The following is an 18,215-nucleotide window of genomic DNA, read 5'->3' as shown; positions in this document are numbered from 1 at the left end:
GCGGATCGCCGTGGCGGCGGGGGCCGCCGGGCCCCGTGGGCAGGGTCCCGTCAGGGACCCCGAGGCCCCTGAGGCAGCACCGCCGTCAGGGCGCGCAGGAAGTCCGTCGCCGTGGCGCGGTCGCGGACGGCGATGCGGATCCACCCTTCGTCCAGGCCCGGGAACGTGTCTCCGCGGCGCACCGCGTAGCCCAGGTCCCGCAGCCGGTGCCGCAGCGCGGCCGCGTCCGGCAGGCGCACCAGCACGAACGGGCCCTCGGCCGGGGACACCACCCGCACGCCGCGGTCCGCGAGGCCGGTCAGGCCGGCCACCAGGTGGGCGCGGTCCGCGGCGGTCCGGTGGGCCGCGTGCGCCGCCTCCGCCAGCGCGCGCGGCGCCAGGCACGCACGGGCCGCGACCAGCGCCGGCGTCGACACCGGCCACAGCGGCTGGGCGCGCTCCAGCTCGGCGACGACCCCGGCCTCGGCCAGCACGTACCCGATCCGCAGCCCGGCCAGACCCCACGTCTTGGTCAGGCTGCGCAGCACGACGAGACCGGGCACGTCGGTCCGCCCCGCCAGCGCCTCCCGCTCGCCCGGCACCGCGTCCATGAACGCCTCGTCGACCACCAGCGTCCGCCCGGGCCGGGCGAGCCCGGCGATCGTCCCGGCCGGGTGCAGCACCGACGTGGGGTTCGTCGGGTTGCCGACCACCACCAGATCCGCGTCCTCGGGAACCGCCGCCGGGTCGAGCCGGAAGCCGTCCGCCTCCCGCAGCAGCACCCGGTCCACCGTGTGCCCCGCGTCGCGCAACGCCGCCTCCGGCTCCGTGAACTGCGGGTGCACCACGACCGGCCGGCGCACCTTCAGCGCCCGCGCCAGCAGCACGAACGCCTCCGCCGCCCCCGCCGTCAGCAGCACCCGCTCCACCGGCAGTCCGTGCCGCTCGGCCACCGCGACCCGCGCGGCCCGCCCGTCCGGGTAGGCCGCAAGCGACGCCAGCGATCCGGAGATCTCCTCGCGCAGCCAGCGCGGAGGCGTGTCCGCGCGGACGTTGACGGCGAGGTCGACCAGTCCGGCCCCGTCGTCCCGCACCTCGGCGTCCCCGTGGTGGCGCAGATCGTGCCCGGTGCCCGAGGCCTCCCGGTCGTCCTCAGTGCGCATGGCTGTGCGAGTGCCCCCCATGAGGGTGGTGCCCGTGGTGGTGCCCGTCGTCGTCCGGGTGGAAGTGCGGCTGCTGCGGCAGCCCCACCTTGTCCTCGAAGCCCGGCAGCGCGATCCGGTACACGCACGAGTCGCAGTTCATGCGCAGGTCACCGCGGACGGCCTCCTCGTACCGCTCCATCACCAGGTCGAGCAGCTCCGGCTCGGGCCCGATGACGTCCGCCGAACGCACCTCGGTCTCCGGGTGGGCGGCCGCCCACTCCTCGGTCTGCCGCCGCACCCGGTCCGGCAGGATGCCGGTGAACAGGAAGTACGGCAGCACGACGATCCGCCGCGCCCCCAGCCTGGCGCAGCGGTCGAGACCGCTCGGCACGTCCGGCGCCGCGAGCGACACGAAGGCCGTCTCGACCCCGGCGTACCCGCGCCCCTCCCACAGCAGCCGGGCCGCCTTGTGCACCTCGGCGTTGGCGTCCGGGTCGGTCGAGCCGCGCCCGACCAGCAGCACGGTCACCTCGGACCGGTCGGCACCGTCCAGCACCTCGTCCAGGCGCCGCTCCAGCACGTTCAGCAGCGCCGGGTGGGGGCCCAGCGGACGGCCGTAGGTGTACGAGATCCCCGGGTGCCGCTCCTTCTCCCGGGCCAGCGCCGCCGGGATGTCCCCCTTGGCGTGCCCGGCGGACACCAGCATCAGCGGTACGGCCGCGAACCGGCGCACGCCCCGTCCGACCAGCTCGGCGACGGCGTCGCCGAGCGGCGGCGGGGACAGCTCGATGAAGCCGCCCGCGACGGGCAGTTGGGGGTGGCGGCGGCCCAGCTCCCGGACGAAGTCGCGGAACGCCTCGGCTCCGGCGTCGTCACGGGTGCCGTGGCCGGCGATGAGCAGGGCGGGCGGGGTGGTCACGAGGTCTCCTCAGGTGAAACGGGGTGGTACAGCAGGGCGTTGAGCGCGGCGGAGGCGACCGCCGAGCCGCCCTTCTCGGACACGTTGCTCACGGCGGGCAGTCCGCTCGCGCGCAGCGCCTCCTTGGACTCGACCGCGCCGACGAAGCCGACGGGCAGGCCGATGACGAGTGCGGGGGAGGCGTCCAGGGTCAGCAGCTCCTCCAGCGCGGTCGGCGCGTTGCCGATGACCCACAGGGCGCCCGGGCCGACCTGTTCGAAGGCGAGCCGGATCCCGTGCGCCGAGCGCGTCAGCCCGGGTCCGGCCGTACCGTCCTTGAGCCGGCAGACGGTCTCCCGGCGGGTGATGCCGGCGCCGACCATCTCGACGTCCACGACGACCGGCGCCCCGGCGTGCAGCGCGGCGTGCGCCCTCACCAGGTCCTCCTCGGCCATGACGAGATCGTCCGCGTACTCCAGGTCGGCGGCCGAGTGGATGACCCGCTCCACCACCGCCCGGGTCAGCGGCGGGAAGCCGGAGGTGTCGAGCCGGGCCCGCAGCCGCCGGTAGGACTCCTGCTCGATGGGGTGGACGATCCGGTTCACCGGGCCTCCTCCCCGGCGCCCTGCCAGCGGTAGCCGCGCGGGGTCACCATGCGCCCCGCGATGTTCCGGGTCGCCGTGTTGCCGACGGTCACGACCGTCATCATGTCGACCGTCGCCGGGTCGAGGGCGCCGAGCGTCGTCACCCGGCTCGACCCGTCCGGCCGCGACGCGTTGCGCACGACACCGACGGGCGTCCGCGGCTCCCGGTGCCCGGCGAGGATCGCCAGCGCCTTGGGGAGCTGCCAGTCACGGCCCCGGGAACGCGGGTTGTAGAAGGTGACCACGAGGTCCGACTCGGCCGCGGCGCGCACCCGGCGCTCGATCACCTCCCACGGCGTGTGCAGGTCGGACAGTGAGATCGACACGTGGTCGTGGCCCAGCGGCGCGCCCAGGATCGCCCCGGCGGCCAGCGCGGCCGTCACCCCGGGCACCCCGACCACGTCGATGTCGTCGGACGCCTCGGCGAGCGCCGGGGAGGCCATGGCGTACACGCCCGCGTCCCCGCTGCCGATCAGCGCCACCGCGTGCCCCGCACGGGCCTCGGCGACCGCCGTGCGGGCCCGCTCCTCCTCGGCGCCCAGACCCGACTCCAGCACCCGGGTGCCGGGCCGCAGCAGGTCGCGGATCTGGTCGACGTACTGGTCGAGTCCGACCAGGACGGAGGCCCGGCGCAGCTCCGCCGCGGCGCGCGGGGTGAGCAGGTCCCGGGCACCCGGCCCGAGCCCGACCACCGCGAGCCGGCCGCGCCCGGGCCGCCGTACGACGGCGCAGGTCGCCATGGCCGGCTGCCCGTCGGCGCGCTCCGACTTGCGCTTGGGCACGAGGAGTTCACCGCCGCGCAGCAGGGCGGCGGCCTCGGCCACGGACGGGGTGCCGACGGCAGCGAGGGGGGCTTCGGAGGGGTTCGGCACCTCGACGGCCGCCAGTTCCTCGGCGGAGTACGTCACCAGGGGCACCCCGAGCCGTTCCGCCGCGGCCACGACGCCCGGCTCGCCGGACTTGGCGTCCACGGTGGCGAGTTCGGCGACGGACCGGGCGCTCAGGCCCGCCTCGCGCAGCGCCTCCTCGACCAGGCCGACGACCTCCTCGGCCGGCGCGCCGCGGGACGCGCCGACCCCGACCACCAGGGTCGGCGGTCTGAGCAGCACCTCGCGCTCGCCCGGCGCGACGGCCCGGTCGGTGAGCCGGACGGTGTACTCGCCCCGCGCGGAGAACGGCAGCGGCGGCAGCGGCCACGCCACCTCGGCGTCGAGCGCCACGGGCTCGCCGTCCAGCAGGGCGCGGGACACCGCGGCCACCGCGCCCTCGTACGGCAGCCCGAGGGTGTCCAGGCCCGGCAGCCCGACCGCGTCGGTCGCGGTGGTCACCACCGGCTCGGCGCCCAGCAACGCGCCGACCTCACGCGCGAGTTCGTTGGCCCCGCCGCCGTGCCCGCCGAGCAGCGACACCGCGAACCGGCCGCCCTCGTCCACGCACACCACGCCCGGGTCGGCCGCCTTGTCGCCGAGCAGCGGCGCGAGCAGCCGTACCACCGCGCCCGTGGCGAGGAAGCACACCAGCCGGTCGCACTCCGCGAACGCGGCCCGCACGGACTCCCCGACGGGACCGTCGTACACCCGCGTGCGGTCCGGCCAGGCCGAGGCCAGCCGGTCCCGCGCCGCCGCCCCCGCCGCGGTGGCGGAAATCAGGCCGATCACTGAGCAACTCCTTCACTGGACACCGGGGTTCTGACGCCCCACAGCAGGAACACCGGATTGGTCGCCGCCAGCCGGGTCACGTCCCCGGGCAGCGGCGCGAGGCGCGAGGACTGCAGCAGCACCCCGTCGCAGTCGAACCCGGCACCGGCCAGCGCCGCACGCGCGGCCGGTACCCGGTCGAGCGCGGCCACGGCCACGACGACCGTCCGCCGCGCCCGCCGGGCGCAGGCGGTGACGACGGCGGGCAGTTCCCGGCCGCCACCGCCGACGAACACCGCGTCGGGGTCGTCGGCGAGGCCGGACAGCGCCCCGGGCGCCGTGCCGTGCACCACGCGCACGTCGACCCCGTGGGCGGCCGCGTTGGCGCGGATCCGCTCCACGCCGTCCGGGGCGCGCTCGACGGCGACGACCGCCGCGCCGAACCGCGCGCACTCCACGGCCACCGACCCGGAACCGGCGCCGACGTCCCACACCAGGTCGCCCGCGCGCGGACCGAGCCGGGCCAGCGCCAGCGCCCGCACCTCGAACTTGGTGATCATCGAGTCCCGGTGGGCGAACGCCTCCTCGGGCAGCGCCCACGCCGCCGGGCCGGCCGCCGCCCCGGCGACCGTGCGCACCGCGCCGAGCGCCCGCGCCCCGTCCAGGCACAGCACCACGTTCACCGCCGGGCCCCAGTCCCGGGCGGCGGCCTCGGCGGGCGTCACCCGCTCCACCCGTTCGCGCTCGGGATCGCCGAGCGCGCTCGCGACCACCAGGACCCGCCCCTCGCCCAGCGCGGCGCCCAGCTCGGCGGGTCCGGCCCCGGGCCCGGTCAGCACCGCCACCTTCGGATGCGCCCGGCAGACGTTGACGGCCGTGCGCGGGTCCCGGCCGTGCGCGCTCACCACGACCGCGTCGTCCCACGGCAGCCCGATCCGCGCGAACGCGGCCGCCACCGACGACACCCCGGGCCGCACGTCGAGGCGTCCGGGACCGAACCGCTCGGCCAGCGCCCGCACCACCCCGAAGAAGCCGGGGTCGCCGGAGGCCAGCACGACCACCGGCAGCTCCTTCCCGACGTACTCCGCGATCGTGTCCAGGGCGGGGGCCAGTGGCCCGAGCACGACGCGCTCCGCTCCCTCGGGCAGCGGTGCGGCGTCCAGGTGCCGCCGCCCGCCGACGACCAGCGCGGCCCGCGCCAGGACGTCCGCCGGCGGCGGCGCGCCCGCGCCGGTCCCCGTGCCGACGACCGTGATCAACTCTTCGCCCGCTGCTCGCGCAGGGCCCGCCGGGCCTCCGGGTCGGCCTTGCGGTACCCGTGGAAGTGCCCCGGGTGGTACAGGTGCGACCGGGTCCCGCTGGCGTCCAGGGCCGGGCCCACCAGGAACAGCGTGTGCTTCCAGAGCTTGTGCTCCTTGACCGTCTCCTCCAGCGTGCCGATCGTGCACCGTGCGAGCAGTTCCTCCGGCCAGGTCGCCTGGTACGCGACGACCACCGGGGTGTCGGTCGGGTAGCCGCCCTCCAGCAGCTCCCGCACCAGCTGCCCGCTGCGGGCCGCCGACAGGAAGACGGCCATGGTGGTGCCGTGCCGGGCGAACTCGCGCACCTCCTCGCCGGGCGGCATCGGCGTCTTGCCGCCGCCGAGCCGGGTGAGCACCACGGACTGGGCGACCTCCGGGATGGTCAGCTCTCGCCGCGCGAGCGCGGCGACGGCGGAGAAGGACGAGACGCCGGGCACGACCTCGGTGTCGATCCCGATCTCGGCGCACCGGTCGAGCTGCTCCTGCGTACCGCCCCACAGCGCCGGGTCGCCGGAGTGGATCCGCGCCACCCTCAGCCCCTCGGCCAGGGCGCGCCGGTAGACGGCCACGACGTCCTCCAGGGACATGGTGGCCGAGTCCAGGATCTCCGCGCCCTCGCGCGCGTGGTCGAGGACCTCCGCCTGGACCAGGCTCGCCGCCCAGATCACCACGTCGGCGTCGGCGATCGCGCGCGCGGCACGGAAGGTCAGCAGGTCGGCGGCGCCGGGGCCGGCACCGACGAAGGTCACCTTGCCGGTGGGGGCATCGGCCATGGGAGGGGTCCTCTCGTACGGGAAACGCAAGTCAGAATCAGTGAAATGTCAGGGTCTGGGGGAGTGTGCGCGCCCCCGGATGTGCGCGAAGGCGCCTCCATCGGATAGCAAGGGGCCTATGGCGGTCTTCGTCGCGCTCGGCGCGTTCCTGATGACGCTGGCCGGCGGCTGGACGGCTCAGCGCGTGACCGACCGCAGGCACCTGGTCCTGGGACTGGCCGGCGGTCTGATGCTCGGTGTGGTCGGCCTCGACCTGCTCCCGGAGGCCCTGCACGCGGCCGACCGCGAGGTCTTCGGCGTGCCCGCCGCGCTGCTGCTGTTCGTGGCCGGATTCCTGCTCGCCCATCTGGTCGAGCGCACCCTGGCCGCACGGCAGGCCGCCCACGGCGGCGCCGAGCACAACCACCGCGCGCCCGAGGTGGGCCTGACGGCGGCCGCCGCGATGGTCGGCCACAGCGCCATGGACGGCGTGGCGATCGGCGCCGCCTTCCAGGTGGGCGGCGGCATGGGCGCCTCCGTCGCGCTCGCCGTGATCGCGCACGACTTCGCCGACGGCTTCAACACCTTCACCCTCACCAGCCTGTACGGCAACGCGCGCCGCCGGGCGATAAGCATGCTCGTGGCCGACGCCTGCGCACCCCTGCTGGGCGCGCTGTCGACCGTGTTCGTCCACATCCCCGAACCGGTGCTCGGCGGCTATCTCGGCCTCTTCGGCGGCGTGCTGCTCTATCTCGCCGCCGCCGAGATCCTCCCCGAGGCCCACCACGAGCACCCCGCCCGCTCCACCCTGCTGTGCACGGTGGCGGGCGCCGCCTTCATCTGGCTGGTGGTCGGCGTCTCCGGCGGCTGACCGCACAGCCCGGCCCGCGTGACGGCTCCCGGCCTCCCGCCCGGAGGGACCCGCGTGACGGCTGGCGGCCTTCTGCCCGGACGGGCCCGCGTGACGGCTCCCGGCCTGCCGCCCGGCCCGGACCGCGTACCGGCTCACAGCTTCCCGCCCCGGCCGCCCTCGCGCCTCGGCGGAGCGATCAGCGTGGACAGGTACGGCAGCGGCTCCCCGTCCAGCTCGCCGGCCGGCCGCACCGACTCCTCGGGCAGCCCGAGCGCGGACCCCCACACGGCGTCCCCGATCCGGCCCGTCTCCCGCAGCGCCTCGGCGACCTCGGCGGCCTGCCGCCCGAACTTGTACGCCACCACGGTCCCCGGCCCGGCCAGCGCCTCCTTCAGCACGGCGGAACCCGCCGTCACCGGCACCAGCGTCAGCGGCTCGGTCCCCTCGGTGAGCACCGCGCCCGAGCGCGCCGCCAGGTCCTGCATGGCGGTGATCCCCGGCACGGTCTCCAGCACGACACCCGGTACGAGACCGGCGATCGTCTGCGCGAGATACGTGAACGTCGAGTACACGTTCGGGTCCCCGATGGTGGCGAAGGCGACCGACCCGTGCCGTTCGAGCAGCCCGGCCACCCGCGTGCCGGCCACGTCCCAGGCCGCCTCCCGCCGCGCCCGGTCGGTCCGCTCGTTCAGCGCGAACACCACCCGGACCACCTTGTCCTCAGGCACGTAGTGCAGCACGGTCGCCTCGGCCCGCCCGCGCTCCCCGCTGTCCATCACGGGCACGACGACGACGTCCGCCGCGCGCAGCGCGTTGACCCCCTTGACGGTCACCAGCTCCGGGTCACCGGGACCGACCCCGACTCCGACCAGCTTGCTGCTCATGACGTCCGGCACCTCTCCACGAACCGACGGGCCACACCGGGCTCGGACGCCCAGTGCGTGTGCAGATAACTCGCGTGCACGCCCTGCTGCACGAAACCTTCGACCCGCCGGGCCGGGGCCAGCAGCCCCCAGGCGGGAGCCGCACCGGCGCCGGGCTCGACGAGCGTGCGGTGGAACTCGTGCCCGCGCATCCGCGTCCCGGCGGCGGCCAGCACACTGTCCCCGACGGCCACCGCGTCGCGGTAGCCGAGGGTGAGCCGTTCCGTCATCCGCGCGGCGGCGTCCAGCACCCCGCACATGGGCCGGCCGTCCAGTTCCCGGCAGAGGTAGAGCAGCCCCGCGCACTCGGCAGCCACCGGCGCGCCGCCGAGCGCCAGCTCCGCGATCTCCTTGCGCAGCGGCTCGTTGGCGGACAGCTCACCCGCGTACACCTCCGGGAAGCCGCCCCCGACGACCAGCCCGGCGGTCCCCTCCGGCAGCCGCTCGTCGTGCAGCGGGTCGAAGACGACGACCGCGGCCCCGGCGGCGGCGAGCAGCTCGGTGTGCTCGGCGTAGGAGAAGCTGAACGCGGGCCCACCGGCGACGGCGACGACGGGCGCCCGGCCTCCGGCGGGGAGCCCCGGGTCGTGGGCGGCCGGGGCGGGCGTCCAGGGAGCGGGGTCCCCCGGGAGGGCGCCGGCCCCCCGGGCCAGGGCTTCCAGCGCGTCCAGATCGCACCCGCGGGCCACCTGCGCCGCCATCGCGGCGACCGCCTCCACCGCGGCGGAGCGCCGCTCGGCGACCGGCACGAGACCCAGGTGCCGGGACGGCGTGTCCACCTGCGGGGCCCGCCGCAGCACCCCCAGCACGGGCACGCCGGAGGCGTCCAGCGCCTCCCGCAGCAGCGCCTCGTGCCGGTCCGAGCCGACCTTGTTCAGGATCACGCCGCCGATCCGCACCTCCGGGTCCCAGGACGTGAACCCGTGCACCAGCGCCGCCACCGACCGCGACTGCGACGACGCGTCCACGACCAGCACCACCGGCGCGCCCAGCAGCTTGGCGACATGCGCGGTGGACGCCAGCTCGCCCTCGCCCGCCGCCCCGTCGTACAGCCCCATCACGCCCTCGACGACCGCCAGGTCGCACCCCCGCGCCCCGTGCAGGAACAACGGGGCGACCAGCTCGGGGCCGCACAGGTAGGCGTCCAGGTTGCGCCCCGTCCGCCCGGTCGCGAGCGCGTGGTACCCCGGGTCGATGTAGTCCGGCCCGACCTTGTGCGGGGACACGGCGAGCCCCCGCGCGGCGAACGCGGCCATCAGCCCCGTGGCGACGGTGGTCTTGCCGCTGCCGGACGACGGCGCGGCGACGACCAGCCGGGGAACGGACGTCACCACTCGATGCCCTTCTGGCCCTTCTGGCCCGCGTCCATGGGGTGCTTCACCTTGGACATGTCGGTGACGAGGTCGGCGAGGTCCACGAGCCTATCCGGCGCGTTCCGGCCGGTGATCACCACGTGCTGGGTGCCGGGGCGGTCGCGCAGCACGTCGACGACCTCCTCGGTGTCGACCCACCCCCAGTGCATCGGGTACGCGAACTCGTCCAGCACGTACAGCCGGTATGTCTCGGCCGCCAGGTCGCGCTTGACCTGCTCCCAGCCCTCCCGGGCCTTCTCCTCGTTGTCCATCTGCGCGTCGCGCTGGACCCAGGACCAGCCCTCGCCCATCTTGTGCCAGTCGACGGTCCCGCCCTCGCCGGAGGCGCCGAGCACGCGCAGCGCGTTCTCCTCGCCGACCTTCCACTTCGCGGACTTGACGAACTGGAACACCCCGATCGGCCAGCCCTGGTTCCAGGCGCGCAGCGCGAGCCCGAACGCGGCGGTCGACTTGCCCTTGCCGACGCCCGTGTGGACCACGACCAGCGGCCGGTTGCGCCGCTGCCGGGTCGTCAGCCCGTCGTCCGGCACCACACTCGGCTGTCCCTGCGGCATTACGCGGCCCTCCCCGACGTCCTCTGCGTCCCCTGCACGTCCCTGACCAGCCCGGCGATCGAGTCGGCCCGCAGCCCGTCCAGGGTCACGGCCGTACCGCCCAGCTCTCCCGCGAGCTGTCCGGCGAGCCCGAGCCGCACCGGCCCGGACTCGCAGTCCACGACCACGGAGGCGACCCCGTCGGCGGCGAACAGCCGGGCCGCGCGGCCCGCCTGCGCCACCGGCTCCCGGCCACCGGTGGCCCGCCCGTCCGTCACCACCACGACCAGCGCACGGCGCGCCGGGTCCCGCAGCCGCTCCACCCGCAGCACCTCGTGCGCCCTGAGCAGCCCGGCCGCGAGCGGGGTGCGCCCGCCGGTCGGCAGCGACCCGAGCCGGGCCGCCGCCGCGTCCACGGAGGAGGTCGGCGGCAGCGCCACCTCGGCCGCGGCACCCCGGAAGGTCACCAGACCCACCTTGTCCCGCCGCTGGTAGGCGTCCAGCAGCAGCGACAGCACGGCGCCCTTCACCGCGCCCATCCGCTGCCGCGCCGCCATCGACCCGGAGGCGTCCACCACGAACAGCACGAGGTTGCCCTCGCGGCCCTCCCGGGTCGCCTGCCGCAGGTCGTCCCGGCGGATCACCAGGCCCGGTCCCGACCGGCCGCGGGCCCGCTGGTGCGGGGCGGCCGCCTGCACGGTGGCCGCCAGGTGCAGCTTGGTCAGCGTGCCCCGGGGCCGCCTGGCCCCGGTGGTCCGCCCGTGCTCGGTGCGCGCCCGGGAGCGCCGGCCCGCGGCGCCCTCGCCGATGCCGGGGACGCTCAGCGCCCTGGTCCGGAAGGGCTCGGCCGCCGGCGCCGCGGCCTGCTCCCGCGCGCCGGACGCCTGCGGTTCCCCGCCCTCGCCGGCCTCGGGACGCGCCGCGGTGTCCCCGCCGCCCTGCGGCCCGTCGTCGGGACGCGGGCCGCCGCCCCCGCCCCCGCCGGGACCGTCCGGATCGGGGTCGTCCCCGCCGTCGTCGTCCCCGGCGTACTGCTCCAGCGTGTCGTCCAGCTTGTCCTCGTCGAGCCCCGGCGCGTCGAACGGGTTGCGCCGGCGCCGGTGCGGCAGCGCGAGCAGCGCGGCCTGCCGTACGTCCTCGGCCAGCACGTCCGTCCGCCCGGCCCACGCGGCCAGCGCGGTCGCGGTGCGCGCCATCACGATGTCGGCCCGCATGCCGTCCACCTCGAAGGCCGCGCAGGTCGCCGCGATCTGCCGCAGCGCGCCGTCGCCGAGGCGCACCCCGGGCAGCAGCCGCCGCGCCGCCACGATCCGCTGCCGCACCGCGGCCTCCTCCTCGGCCCAGCGCGCGGCGAAGCCGTCCGGGTCGTCGTCGTACGCCAGCCGGCGCCGTACGACCTCCACCCGCTGCTCCGGCTCCCGCGAGGCGGCGACCTCCACGGTCAGCCCGAACCGGTCCAGCAACTGCGGCCGCAGTTCGCCCTCTTCCGGGTTCATGGTGCCGACCAGCAGGAAGCGGGCCGCGTGCCGCACGGAGACGCCCTCGCGCTCCACGTACGAGGCGCCCATCGCCGCCGCGTCCAGCAGCAGGTCGACCAGGTGGTCGTGGAGCAGGTTGACCTCGTCGACGTAGAGGATGCCGCGGTGCGCGTCGGCCAGCAGGCCCGGCTCGAACGCCTTGACGCCCTCGGCGAGCGCCCGCTCGATGTCGAGCGCGCCGACCAGCCGGTCCTCGGAGGCGCCGACCGGCAGCTCGACCATCCGGGCCGGCCGGTCCGCGCCGCCGCCCGGCTCGTGCGGTCCGTCGGGGCACGCCGGGTCGGGCGCGGCCGGGTCGCAGGAGAAGCGGCAGCCGGGCACCACGGCGACCGCCGGCAGCAACGCCGAAAGAGCGCGCACCGCCGTCGACTTGGCGGTGCCCTTCTCGCCGCGTACCAGCACACCGCCGACCGCCGGCGAGACGGCGTTCAGCAGCAGCGCGAGCCGCAGGTCGTCCTGGCCGACCACGGCCGTGAACGGGAACGGGGTGGTCACTGGTCGCCCTCCAAGTCGCCTTCCAGCTCCAGATAGGTGGCGCGCAGCCGCTCCAGCGTCTCCGCGTCCGGCTCCGCCCACAGCCCGCGGTCCGCCGCCTCCAGCAGCCGCTCGGTGATCCCGCGCAGCGCCCACGGGTTGGACTGCTTCATGAAGTCCCGGTTCTCCGGGTCGAAGACGTACTCCGCGCTGAGCTTCTCGTACATCCAGTCGTCGACCACGCCCGCCGTGGCGTCGTAGCCGAACAGGTAGTCCACGGTCGCCGCCATCTCGAAGGCGCCCTTGTAGCCGTGCCGGCGCATGGCCGCCATCCAGCGGGGGTTGACGACCCGTGCCCGGAAGACCCGGTGGGTCTCCTCGCCCAGGGTGCGGGTCCTCACCTGGTCGGGCGTGGCCGAATCACCCACGTAGGCCTCGGGGTTGGCGCCGGTCAGGTGCCGGACCATGGCCACCATGCCGCCGTGGTACTGGAAGTAGTCGTCGGCGTCGACCAGGTCGTGCTCGCGGGTGTCCACGTTCTTCGCGGCGACCGCGATCCGCCGGAACGCCGTCTCCATGTCGCCGCGCGCCGCCCGCCCGTCCAGCCCGCGGCCGTAGGCGTAGCCGCCCCACACCGCGTACACCTCGGCGAGGTCGGCGTCGGAGCGCCAGTTGCGGGCGTCGATCAGCGGCAGCAGACCGGCGCCGTACGCGCCCGGCTTGGAGCCGAACACGCGGGCCGTGGCCCGGCGCCGGTCGCCGTGCCCGGCGGTGTCCTCGTCGGCGTGCGCCTTCACGAAGTTGCGGTCGGCCGGCTCGTCCAGCTCGGCCACCGCGCGCACCGCGTCGTCGATCAGTCCGACCACGTGCGGGAACGCGTCCCGGAAGAAGCCGGAGATGCGGACCGTGACGTCGATGCGCGGCCGGCCCAGCTCCGCGAGCGGGACCACCTCGAAGCCGGTCACCCGGCGCGACGCCTCGTCCCACACCGGACGGCAGCCCAGCAGCGCCAGGATCTCGGCGATGTCGTCGCCCTGGGTGCGCATCGCGGACGTGCCCCACACGGTCAGGCCCACCGAGCGCGGGTAGTCGCCGGTGTCCTGGAGGTAGCGGGCGACGAGCGAGTCGGCGAGCGACTGCCCGACCTCCCAGCTCAGCCGCGAGGGGATCGCCTTGGGGTCGACCGAGTAGAAGTTCCGGCCGGTCGGCAGGACGTTGACCAGGCCCCGGGTCGGCGATCCGGACGGGCCCGCGGGGACGTAACCGCCGTCCAGGGCGTGCAGGATGTGCCCGATCTCGTCGGTGGTGCGGGCGAGCCGCGGCACGACCTCGGCGCAGGCGAACTCCAGCACGGCCACCGCCTCGGGCAGTTCGGTGCCGAGCACGCCCCGCAGCACCGCGGGGACGACCGCACGGTCCCAGTCCCGGGCCTCCAGGGCCTCTGCGGCCCGCCGGCACAGCTGCTCCAGCAGGTCGATCGCGTCGGACGCGGTGCGGGCCGGACCGTCCACCAGGTCGGTCAGCTCCACCGGCACCTTCACCGGGGCGCCGGGCTCGGCCAGCAGGTCCTTCTCCACCAGCCCGAAGTGCGCGGCCAGCGAGGCCCGCAGACCCGGCAGGGCGTTCGCCCGCCCGCCCCACACCTGCGCGGCCCGCAGCACCGCCAGGACCAGGTTCACCCGCGGCTCGCCGACCGGACCGCCGCCCAGGACGTGCAGTCCGTCGCGGATCTGCACGTCCTTGATCTCGCACAGGTAGCCGTCGATGTGCATGACGAACTCGTCGAACGCCTCGTCGTCCGGCTGCTCGTCCACGTGCAGGTCGTGGTGCAGCTCGGCCGCCTTGACCAGCGTCCAGATCTGCGCGCGGACGGCCGGGGCCTTCGCCGGGTCCAGGTCGGAGACGAGCGCGTACTCGTCGAGGAGCTGCTCCAGCTTGGCCAGGTCGCCGTAGGTGTCGGCGCGGGCCATCGGCGGGACGAGGTGGTCCACGACGGTGGCGTGCCCGCGCCGCTTGGCCTGGGTGCCCTCACCGGGGTCGTTGACGATGAACGGGTAGATCAGCGGCAGTTCGCCGAGCACCGCGTCCGGCGCGCAGCCGGCGCCGAGGCCGAGGCCCTTGCCCGGCAGCCACTCCATGGTGCCGTGCTTGCCCATGTGGACCACCGCGTCCGCGCCGAAGCTCCGGTCGAGCCAGCGGTAGGCCGCCATGTAGTGGTGCGAGGGCGGCATGTCCGGGTCGTGGTAGATCGCGATCGGGTTCTCGCCGAAGCCGCGCGGCGGCTGGATCATCACGACGACGTTCCCGAACCGCAGGGCGGCCAGCACGATGTCGTCGCCGTCCACGTACAGGCTGCCCGGCGGCTCGCCCCACGCCTCGGTCATGGCGTCCCGCAGCTCCGCGTCCAGCGTGCCGAACCAGGCCAGGTAGTCGGCCAGCGGGACCCGGGCGGGCGCGGCGGCGAGCTGTTCCTCCGTCAGCCACTCGACGTCGTGCCCGCCGGCCTCGATCAGCCGGTGGATCAACTCGTCGCCGTTGTCGGGGTATTCGGTGAGGCCGTAGCCCGCGTCCCGCAGGGCGTCCAGGACGCGTACCGCCGACGCGGGTGTGTCGAGGCCGACCGCGTTGCCGACCCGCGAGTGCTTGGTCGGGTACGCCGTGAAGACCAGCGCGATCCTCTTCTCGGCGTTCGGCCGGTGCTTCAGCCGGGCGTGGCGCAGGGCGATCCCGGCCACCCGGGCGGCCCGCTCGGGGTCGGCGACGTAGACCGGGACCTCGTCCGGGCCCCGCTCCTTGAAGGAGAACGGCACGGTGATCAGGCGGCCGTCGAACTCGGGGATGGCGACCTGCATCGCCGCGTCCATGGGGGAGAGCGCGGCGTCGGACGCCTCCCAGGCGGCCCGGGAGGAGGTCAGGCACAGCCCCTGGAGCACGGGCACGTCCAGGTCGGCGAGCGCCCCGATGTCCCAGGACTCCTCGTCGCCGCCCGCCGACGCCTGCGAGGCGTGGGTGCCGCCGGCCGCGAGCACCGTGGCCACCAGGGCGTCGGTCTTCCCCAGCAGCTCGTACAGCCCGGCGTCCGCGCCGCGCAGCGAACCGCAGTACACGGGCAGGGCGTTGGCGCCCTTCGCCTCGATCGCCGCGCACAGGGTGTCCACGAAGCCGGTGTTGCCGCTCAGTTCGTGCGCCCGGTAGAACAGCACGCCCACGGTGGGCCGGCCCTCGCGCGGTTCGTACGCCCCGTGCACGCCGTACTCCGGCATGCCCTGCGGCTCCTCGAACCCCTCACCGGTCAGCAGCACGGTGTCGGAGAGGAACCGCGCCAGCTCGGTCAGGTTCCCGGGCCCGCCCTCGACCAGGTACCTGAGCGCCTCGGCTACCACACCCGCCGGGACCGACGACTCGGCCATCAGCTCGGCGTCCGGCACGCTCTCGCCGCCCAGCAGCACGGTCGGCACACCGGACGCCCTCAGGGCGGCCAGCCCGTCCTCCCACGCCCGCCTGCCGCCCAGCAGCCGGACGACGGCGAGGTCGGCGCCGTCGAGCAGCCGGGGCAGCTCCCCGGCCACGTCGACCCGGGTGGGGTTCCCGATGCGGTAGTCCGCGCCGGAGGCCCGGGCCGCCAGCAGGTCCGTGTCGGCGGTCGACAACAACAACACAGTGCTCATGCGGGCGCTCCCGGTGGAATGAAAGGCAGTCCTTGCGGCGCGCCCGACTCGATGAGCCGCCACAGCGCGTCCGTGTCCGCGTGCTGTTCGATCAGGTCGCCGAGCCGGTCGAGCTGCTCCTCGCGCAGCGCGGCGAACGAGGTGTCGGGGGCCGGCACGAAGCGGCGCCCCGCGGCGGCGGCCACCTCGCGCAGGAAGGCCCGCCGGAAGCCGTCCGACTCCAGCGAGCCGTGCCAGTGCGTCCCCCAGGTCGGCCCGACCCGGCAGCCGTCCAGGAAGGGCTCGCCCCCGCCGACGGTGGCCACCCCGTGGTGGATCTCGTATCCCTCGACCGGTTCGCCGAGGGCCTCGCCGACCGGCCGGGTCAGCGTCTTCTCACGGGCGAACCGCACCCGCACCGGCAGCAGTCCGAGCCCGGGGACCTCGCCGGCCCGGGACTCGACCTCGTCCTCGATGTGCTCGCCGAGGATCTGGAAGCCGCCGCAGACGCCGAGGGTCGGCCGCCCCTCGGCGGCCCGGGCGCGCAGCGCGTCGGCGAGGCCGCGCTCCCGCAGCCAGGCGAGGGCCCGCACGGTCCCGCGGGTGCCGGGGACCACCACCAGGTCGGCGTCGGCCAGTTCCTCCGGGCGGTCCACGAACCGCACCACGACGCCCGGTTCGGCGGCCAGCGCGTCCACGTCGGTGAAGTTGGACATCAGCGGGATCGCGCACACGGCGACCCGCAGCACGTCCTCGCCGACCGGGGGAGCGACGGTGGACTCCCGCACCGTGCCGCGCAAGGAGACCCTCAGTCCGTCCTCCTCGTCGATGCCGAGCCCGTGCCGGAAGGGCAGCACGCCGTACGTCCGCCGTCCGGTGAGGTCCCGGAGCATGTCCAGGCCCGGCTCCAGCAGGCCGACGTCGCCCCGGAACTTGTTCACCAGGAACCCGGCGATCAGCTCCTGGTCCTCGGGCGAGAGCAGGGCGACGGTGCCGAAGAAGGAGGCGAAGACGCCCCCGCGGTCGATGTCGCCCACCACCAGCACGGGCAGCCGGGCGTTTCGCGCGATGCCCATGTTGACGATGTCGGTGCGCCGCAGGTTGATCTCGGCCGGGCTTCCGGCCCCCTCACAGATCACCGCGTCATACGTGCCCCGCAACTCGGCCAGGCAGTCCAGCACCGTGCCCAGCAGCCGCTGTTGACGTCCACCGTGGTAGCCGCGCGCGCTCATCTCGCCCACCGGCCTGCCCAGCAGCACCACCTGGCTGCTCTGTTCACCGCCCGGCTTGAGCAGCACGGGGTTCATCTGCGCGGTCGGCTCGATCCGGCACGCCTGGGCCTGCATGGCCTGCGCCCGCCCGATCTCCGCGCCGTCGCGCGTCACGAACGAGTTCAGCGACATGTTCTGCGCCTTGAACGGCGCCACCTTCACGCCCCGGCGCACCAGCCAGCGGCAGATCCCGGCCGTCACGACGCTCTTGCCGGCGTCGGAGGTGGTGCCGGCGACGAGGAGCCCTCCGTTCACTTGCCACGTCCCTTCACGAGGAGGCGCGCCGCGGCCGTGACGCCGAGCGCGAGCAGGCCGACGCGGCGGGAGAGCCGTACGGCCCGGTCGATGTCGGTGACCCGGACGGCCCGCCCGGACGCCCCGTTCAGCACGGGCCGGTGCTCGACGCGGCCGCCGTAGGACAGCGTCCCGCCGAGGCGCACCCCGAGGGCGCCCGCGAACGACGCCTCCACCGGACCGGCGTTGGGGCTCGGGTGCCGGCGAGCGTCGGCCTTCCAGGCGCGCAGGGCGCCGCGCGGGTCGGGCCCGGCCGCCGTGGCGAGCACGGCGGTCAGCCGCGCGCCCGGCCAGCCGGCGACGTCGTCGAGGCGGGCGGAGGCCCAGCCGTAGCGCAGGTGGCGGGGCGACCTGTGCCCCACCATCGCGTCCAGGGTGTTGACGGCCCGGAAGCCGAGCAGTCCCGGCACGCCGGCCACGGCACCCCACACCAGGGCGCCGACAACGGCGTCGGAGGTGTTCTCGGCGACCGACTCGACCACGGCGCGGGCGATCCCGTCGGCGTCCAGCGCCTGCGGGTCGCGGCCGCACAGGTGCGGCAGCCGCGCGCGGGCGGCCGGCACGTCGCCGGACTCCAGGGCGCGCCCGACGGCCCGGGCCTCCCGGGCGAGCGAAGTGCCCCCGACGACGGACCAGGTGGCCGCCGCGGTCAGCGCGACGGTGGCGGCGGGGGAGCGGCGCACGGCGCGTTCGGCGAGCGCCCCGAGCGCGACGGCGGCTCCGGCGCACACGCCGGTGTGCAGCGCGCCCCACCCGCGGTGGTCGCGCCACAGCACCCGTTCCACGGCCCCGGCGGCCCGCCCGAACGCGGCGACCGGATGCCCCCGGCGCGGATCGCCGAGGAGCAGGTCGCCGAGGAGGCCGGCGGCGGCGCCGTACGCGTAGCAGCGATCGGCACCCATCGGGTCAGCCGGTCGTCAGAGCAGGCGGGGTCCGGTGCGTGAACGTCGGTC

General features: G+C 75.8%; 14 protein-coding genes. 1 reads left to right on the top strand and 13 read right to left on the bottom strand.

Going from position 1 to position 18,215, the window contains the following annotated elements; translation table 11 throughout:
• Positions 1–50: 50 nt before the first annotated feature.
• The 6 genes from cobC to cobM are packed head-to-tail and all read right to left on the bottom strand — an operon-like array spanning position 51 to position 6,377.
• A complete protein-coding gene (gene cobC, locus B446_RS09630; protein WP_020939232.1) occupies positions 51–1,142 on the bottom strand; it encodes an Rv2231c family pyridoxal phosphate-dependent protein CobC in 1,092 nt (363 codons plus the stop codon).
• Entirely contained in the window at positions 1,132–2,043 is a 912-nt protein-coding gene (locus B446_RS09625) for a sirohydrochlorin chelatase (RefSeq protein ID WP_020939231.1), read from the bottom strand. Before B446_RS09625 ends, cobC begins: the two co-directional genes overlap by 11 nt.
• On the bottom strand, positions 2,040–2,627 hold the full coding sequence (locus B446_RS09620) for a precorrin-8X methylmutase (RefSeq protein WP_020939230.1): 588 nt from the start codon (positions 2,625–2,627) through the stop codon (positions 2,040–2,042). The genes B446_RS09625 and B446_RS09620 overlap by 4 nt, the downstream gene beginning before the upstream one ends.
• On the bottom strand, positions 2,624–4,324 hold the full coding sequence (gene cobJ / locus B446_RS09615; protein WP_020939229.1) for a precorrin-3B C(17)-methyltransferase: 1,701 nt from the start codon (positions 4,322–4,324) through the stop codon (positions 2,624–2,626). Before cobJ ends, B446_RS09620 begins: the two co-directional genes overlap by 4 nt.
• Positions 4,321–5,562, bottom strand: a complete 1,242-nt coding sequence (locus tag B446_RS09610) for a bifunctional cobalt-precorrin-7 (C(5))-methyltransferase/cobalt-precorrin-6B (C(15))-methyltransferase (RefSeq protein WP_020939228.1) — start codon at positions 5,560–5,562, stop codon at positions 4,321–4,323. The genes cobJ and B446_RS09610 overlap by 4 nt, the downstream gene beginning before the upstream one ends.
• Positions 5,559–6,377: a precorrin-4 C(11)-methyltransferase gene (cobM, locus tag B446_RS09605; protein ID WP_020939227.1), complete on the bottom strand. Its 819-nt coding sequence runs from the start codon at positions 6,375–6,377 to the stop codon at positions 5,559–5,561. Before cobM ends, B446_RS09610 begins: the two co-directional genes overlap by 4 nt.
• 118 nt (positions 6,378–6,495) lie before the next feature.
• Between cobM and B446_RS09600 the strand changes: the two genes are divergently transcribed.
• Positions 6,496–7,227, top strand: a complete 732-nt coding sequence (locus B446_RS09600) for a ZIP family metal transporter (protein ID WP_020939226.1) — start codon at positions 6,496–6,498, stop codon at positions 7,225–7,227.
• A gap of 134 nt (positions 7,228–7,361) precedes the next feature.
• Here the strand turns inward: B446_RS09600 and cobI are convergent, their stop codons facing one another.
• The 7 genes from cobI to B446_RS09565 are packed head-to-tail and all read right to left on the bottom strand — an operon-like array spanning position 7,362 to position 18,164.
• Entirely contained in the window at positions 7,362–8,093 is a 732-nt protein-coding gene (gene cobI / locus B446_RS09595) for a precorrin-2 C(20)-methyltransferase (RefSeq protein ID WP_106960675.1), read from the bottom strand.
• Positions 8,090–9,466, bottom strand: a complete 1,377-nt coding sequence (locus B446_RS09590; RefSeq protein ID WP_020939224.1) for a cobyrinate a,c-diamide synthase — start codon at positions 9,464–9,466, stop codon at positions 8,090–8,092. Before B446_RS09590 ends, cobI begins: the two co-directional genes overlap by 4 nt.
• Positions 9,460–10,059 carry a cob(I)yrinic acid a,c-diamide adenosyltransferase gene (gene cobO / locus B446_RS09585; RefSeq protein WP_020939223.1) on the bottom strand — a complete coding sequence of 200 codons (600 nt, stop codon included), beginning with the start codon at positions 10,057–10,059 and terminating at the stop codon, positions 9,460–9,462. The genes B446_RS09590 and cobO overlap by 7 nt, the downstream gene beginning before the upstream one ends.
• The gene (locus B446_RS09580; RefSeq protein WP_020939222.1) at positions 10,059–12,071 is read right to left on the bottom strand and encodes a putative cobaltochelatase; all 2,013 of its coding nucleotides are present in this window, start codon (positions 12,069–12,071) and stop codon (positions 10,059–10,061) included. The genes cobO and B446_RS09580 overlap by 1 nt, the downstream gene beginning before the upstream one ends.
• On the bottom strand, positions 12,068–15,718 hold the full coding sequence (gene cobN / locus B446_RS09575) for a cobaltochelatase subunit CobN (RefSeq protein ID WP_043475186.1): 3,651 nt from the start codon (positions 15,716–15,718) through the stop codon (positions 12,068–12,070). The genes B446_RS09580 and cobN overlap by 4 nt, the downstream gene beginning before the upstream one ends.
• Positions 15,715–17,223: a cobyric acid synthase gene (locus B446_RS09570; RefSeq protein WP_020939220.1), complete on the bottom strand. Its 1,509-nt coding sequence runs from the start codon at positions 17,221–17,223 to the stop codon at positions 15,715–15,717. Before B446_RS09570 ends, cobN begins: the two co-directional genes overlap by 4 nt.
• On the bottom strand, positions 17,220–18,164 hold the full coding sequence (locus B446_RS09565) for a cobalamin biosynthesis protein (protein WP_020939219.1): 945 nt from the start codon (positions 18,162–18,164) through the stop codon (positions 17,220–17,222). Before B446_RS09565 ends, B446_RS09570 begins: the two co-directional genes overlap by 4 nt.
• Positions 18,165–18,215 lie beyond the last annotated feature (51 nt).

This window comes from Streptomyces collinus Tu 365 (genome assembly GCF_000444875.1).
In the GTDB taxonomy this organism is placed as follows: domain Bacteria; phylum Actinomycetota; class Actinomycetes; order Streptomycetales; family Streptomycetaceae; genus Streptomyces; species Streptomyces collinus_A.
This window is presented reverse-complemented; position numbering and strand designations above follow the sequence as displayed.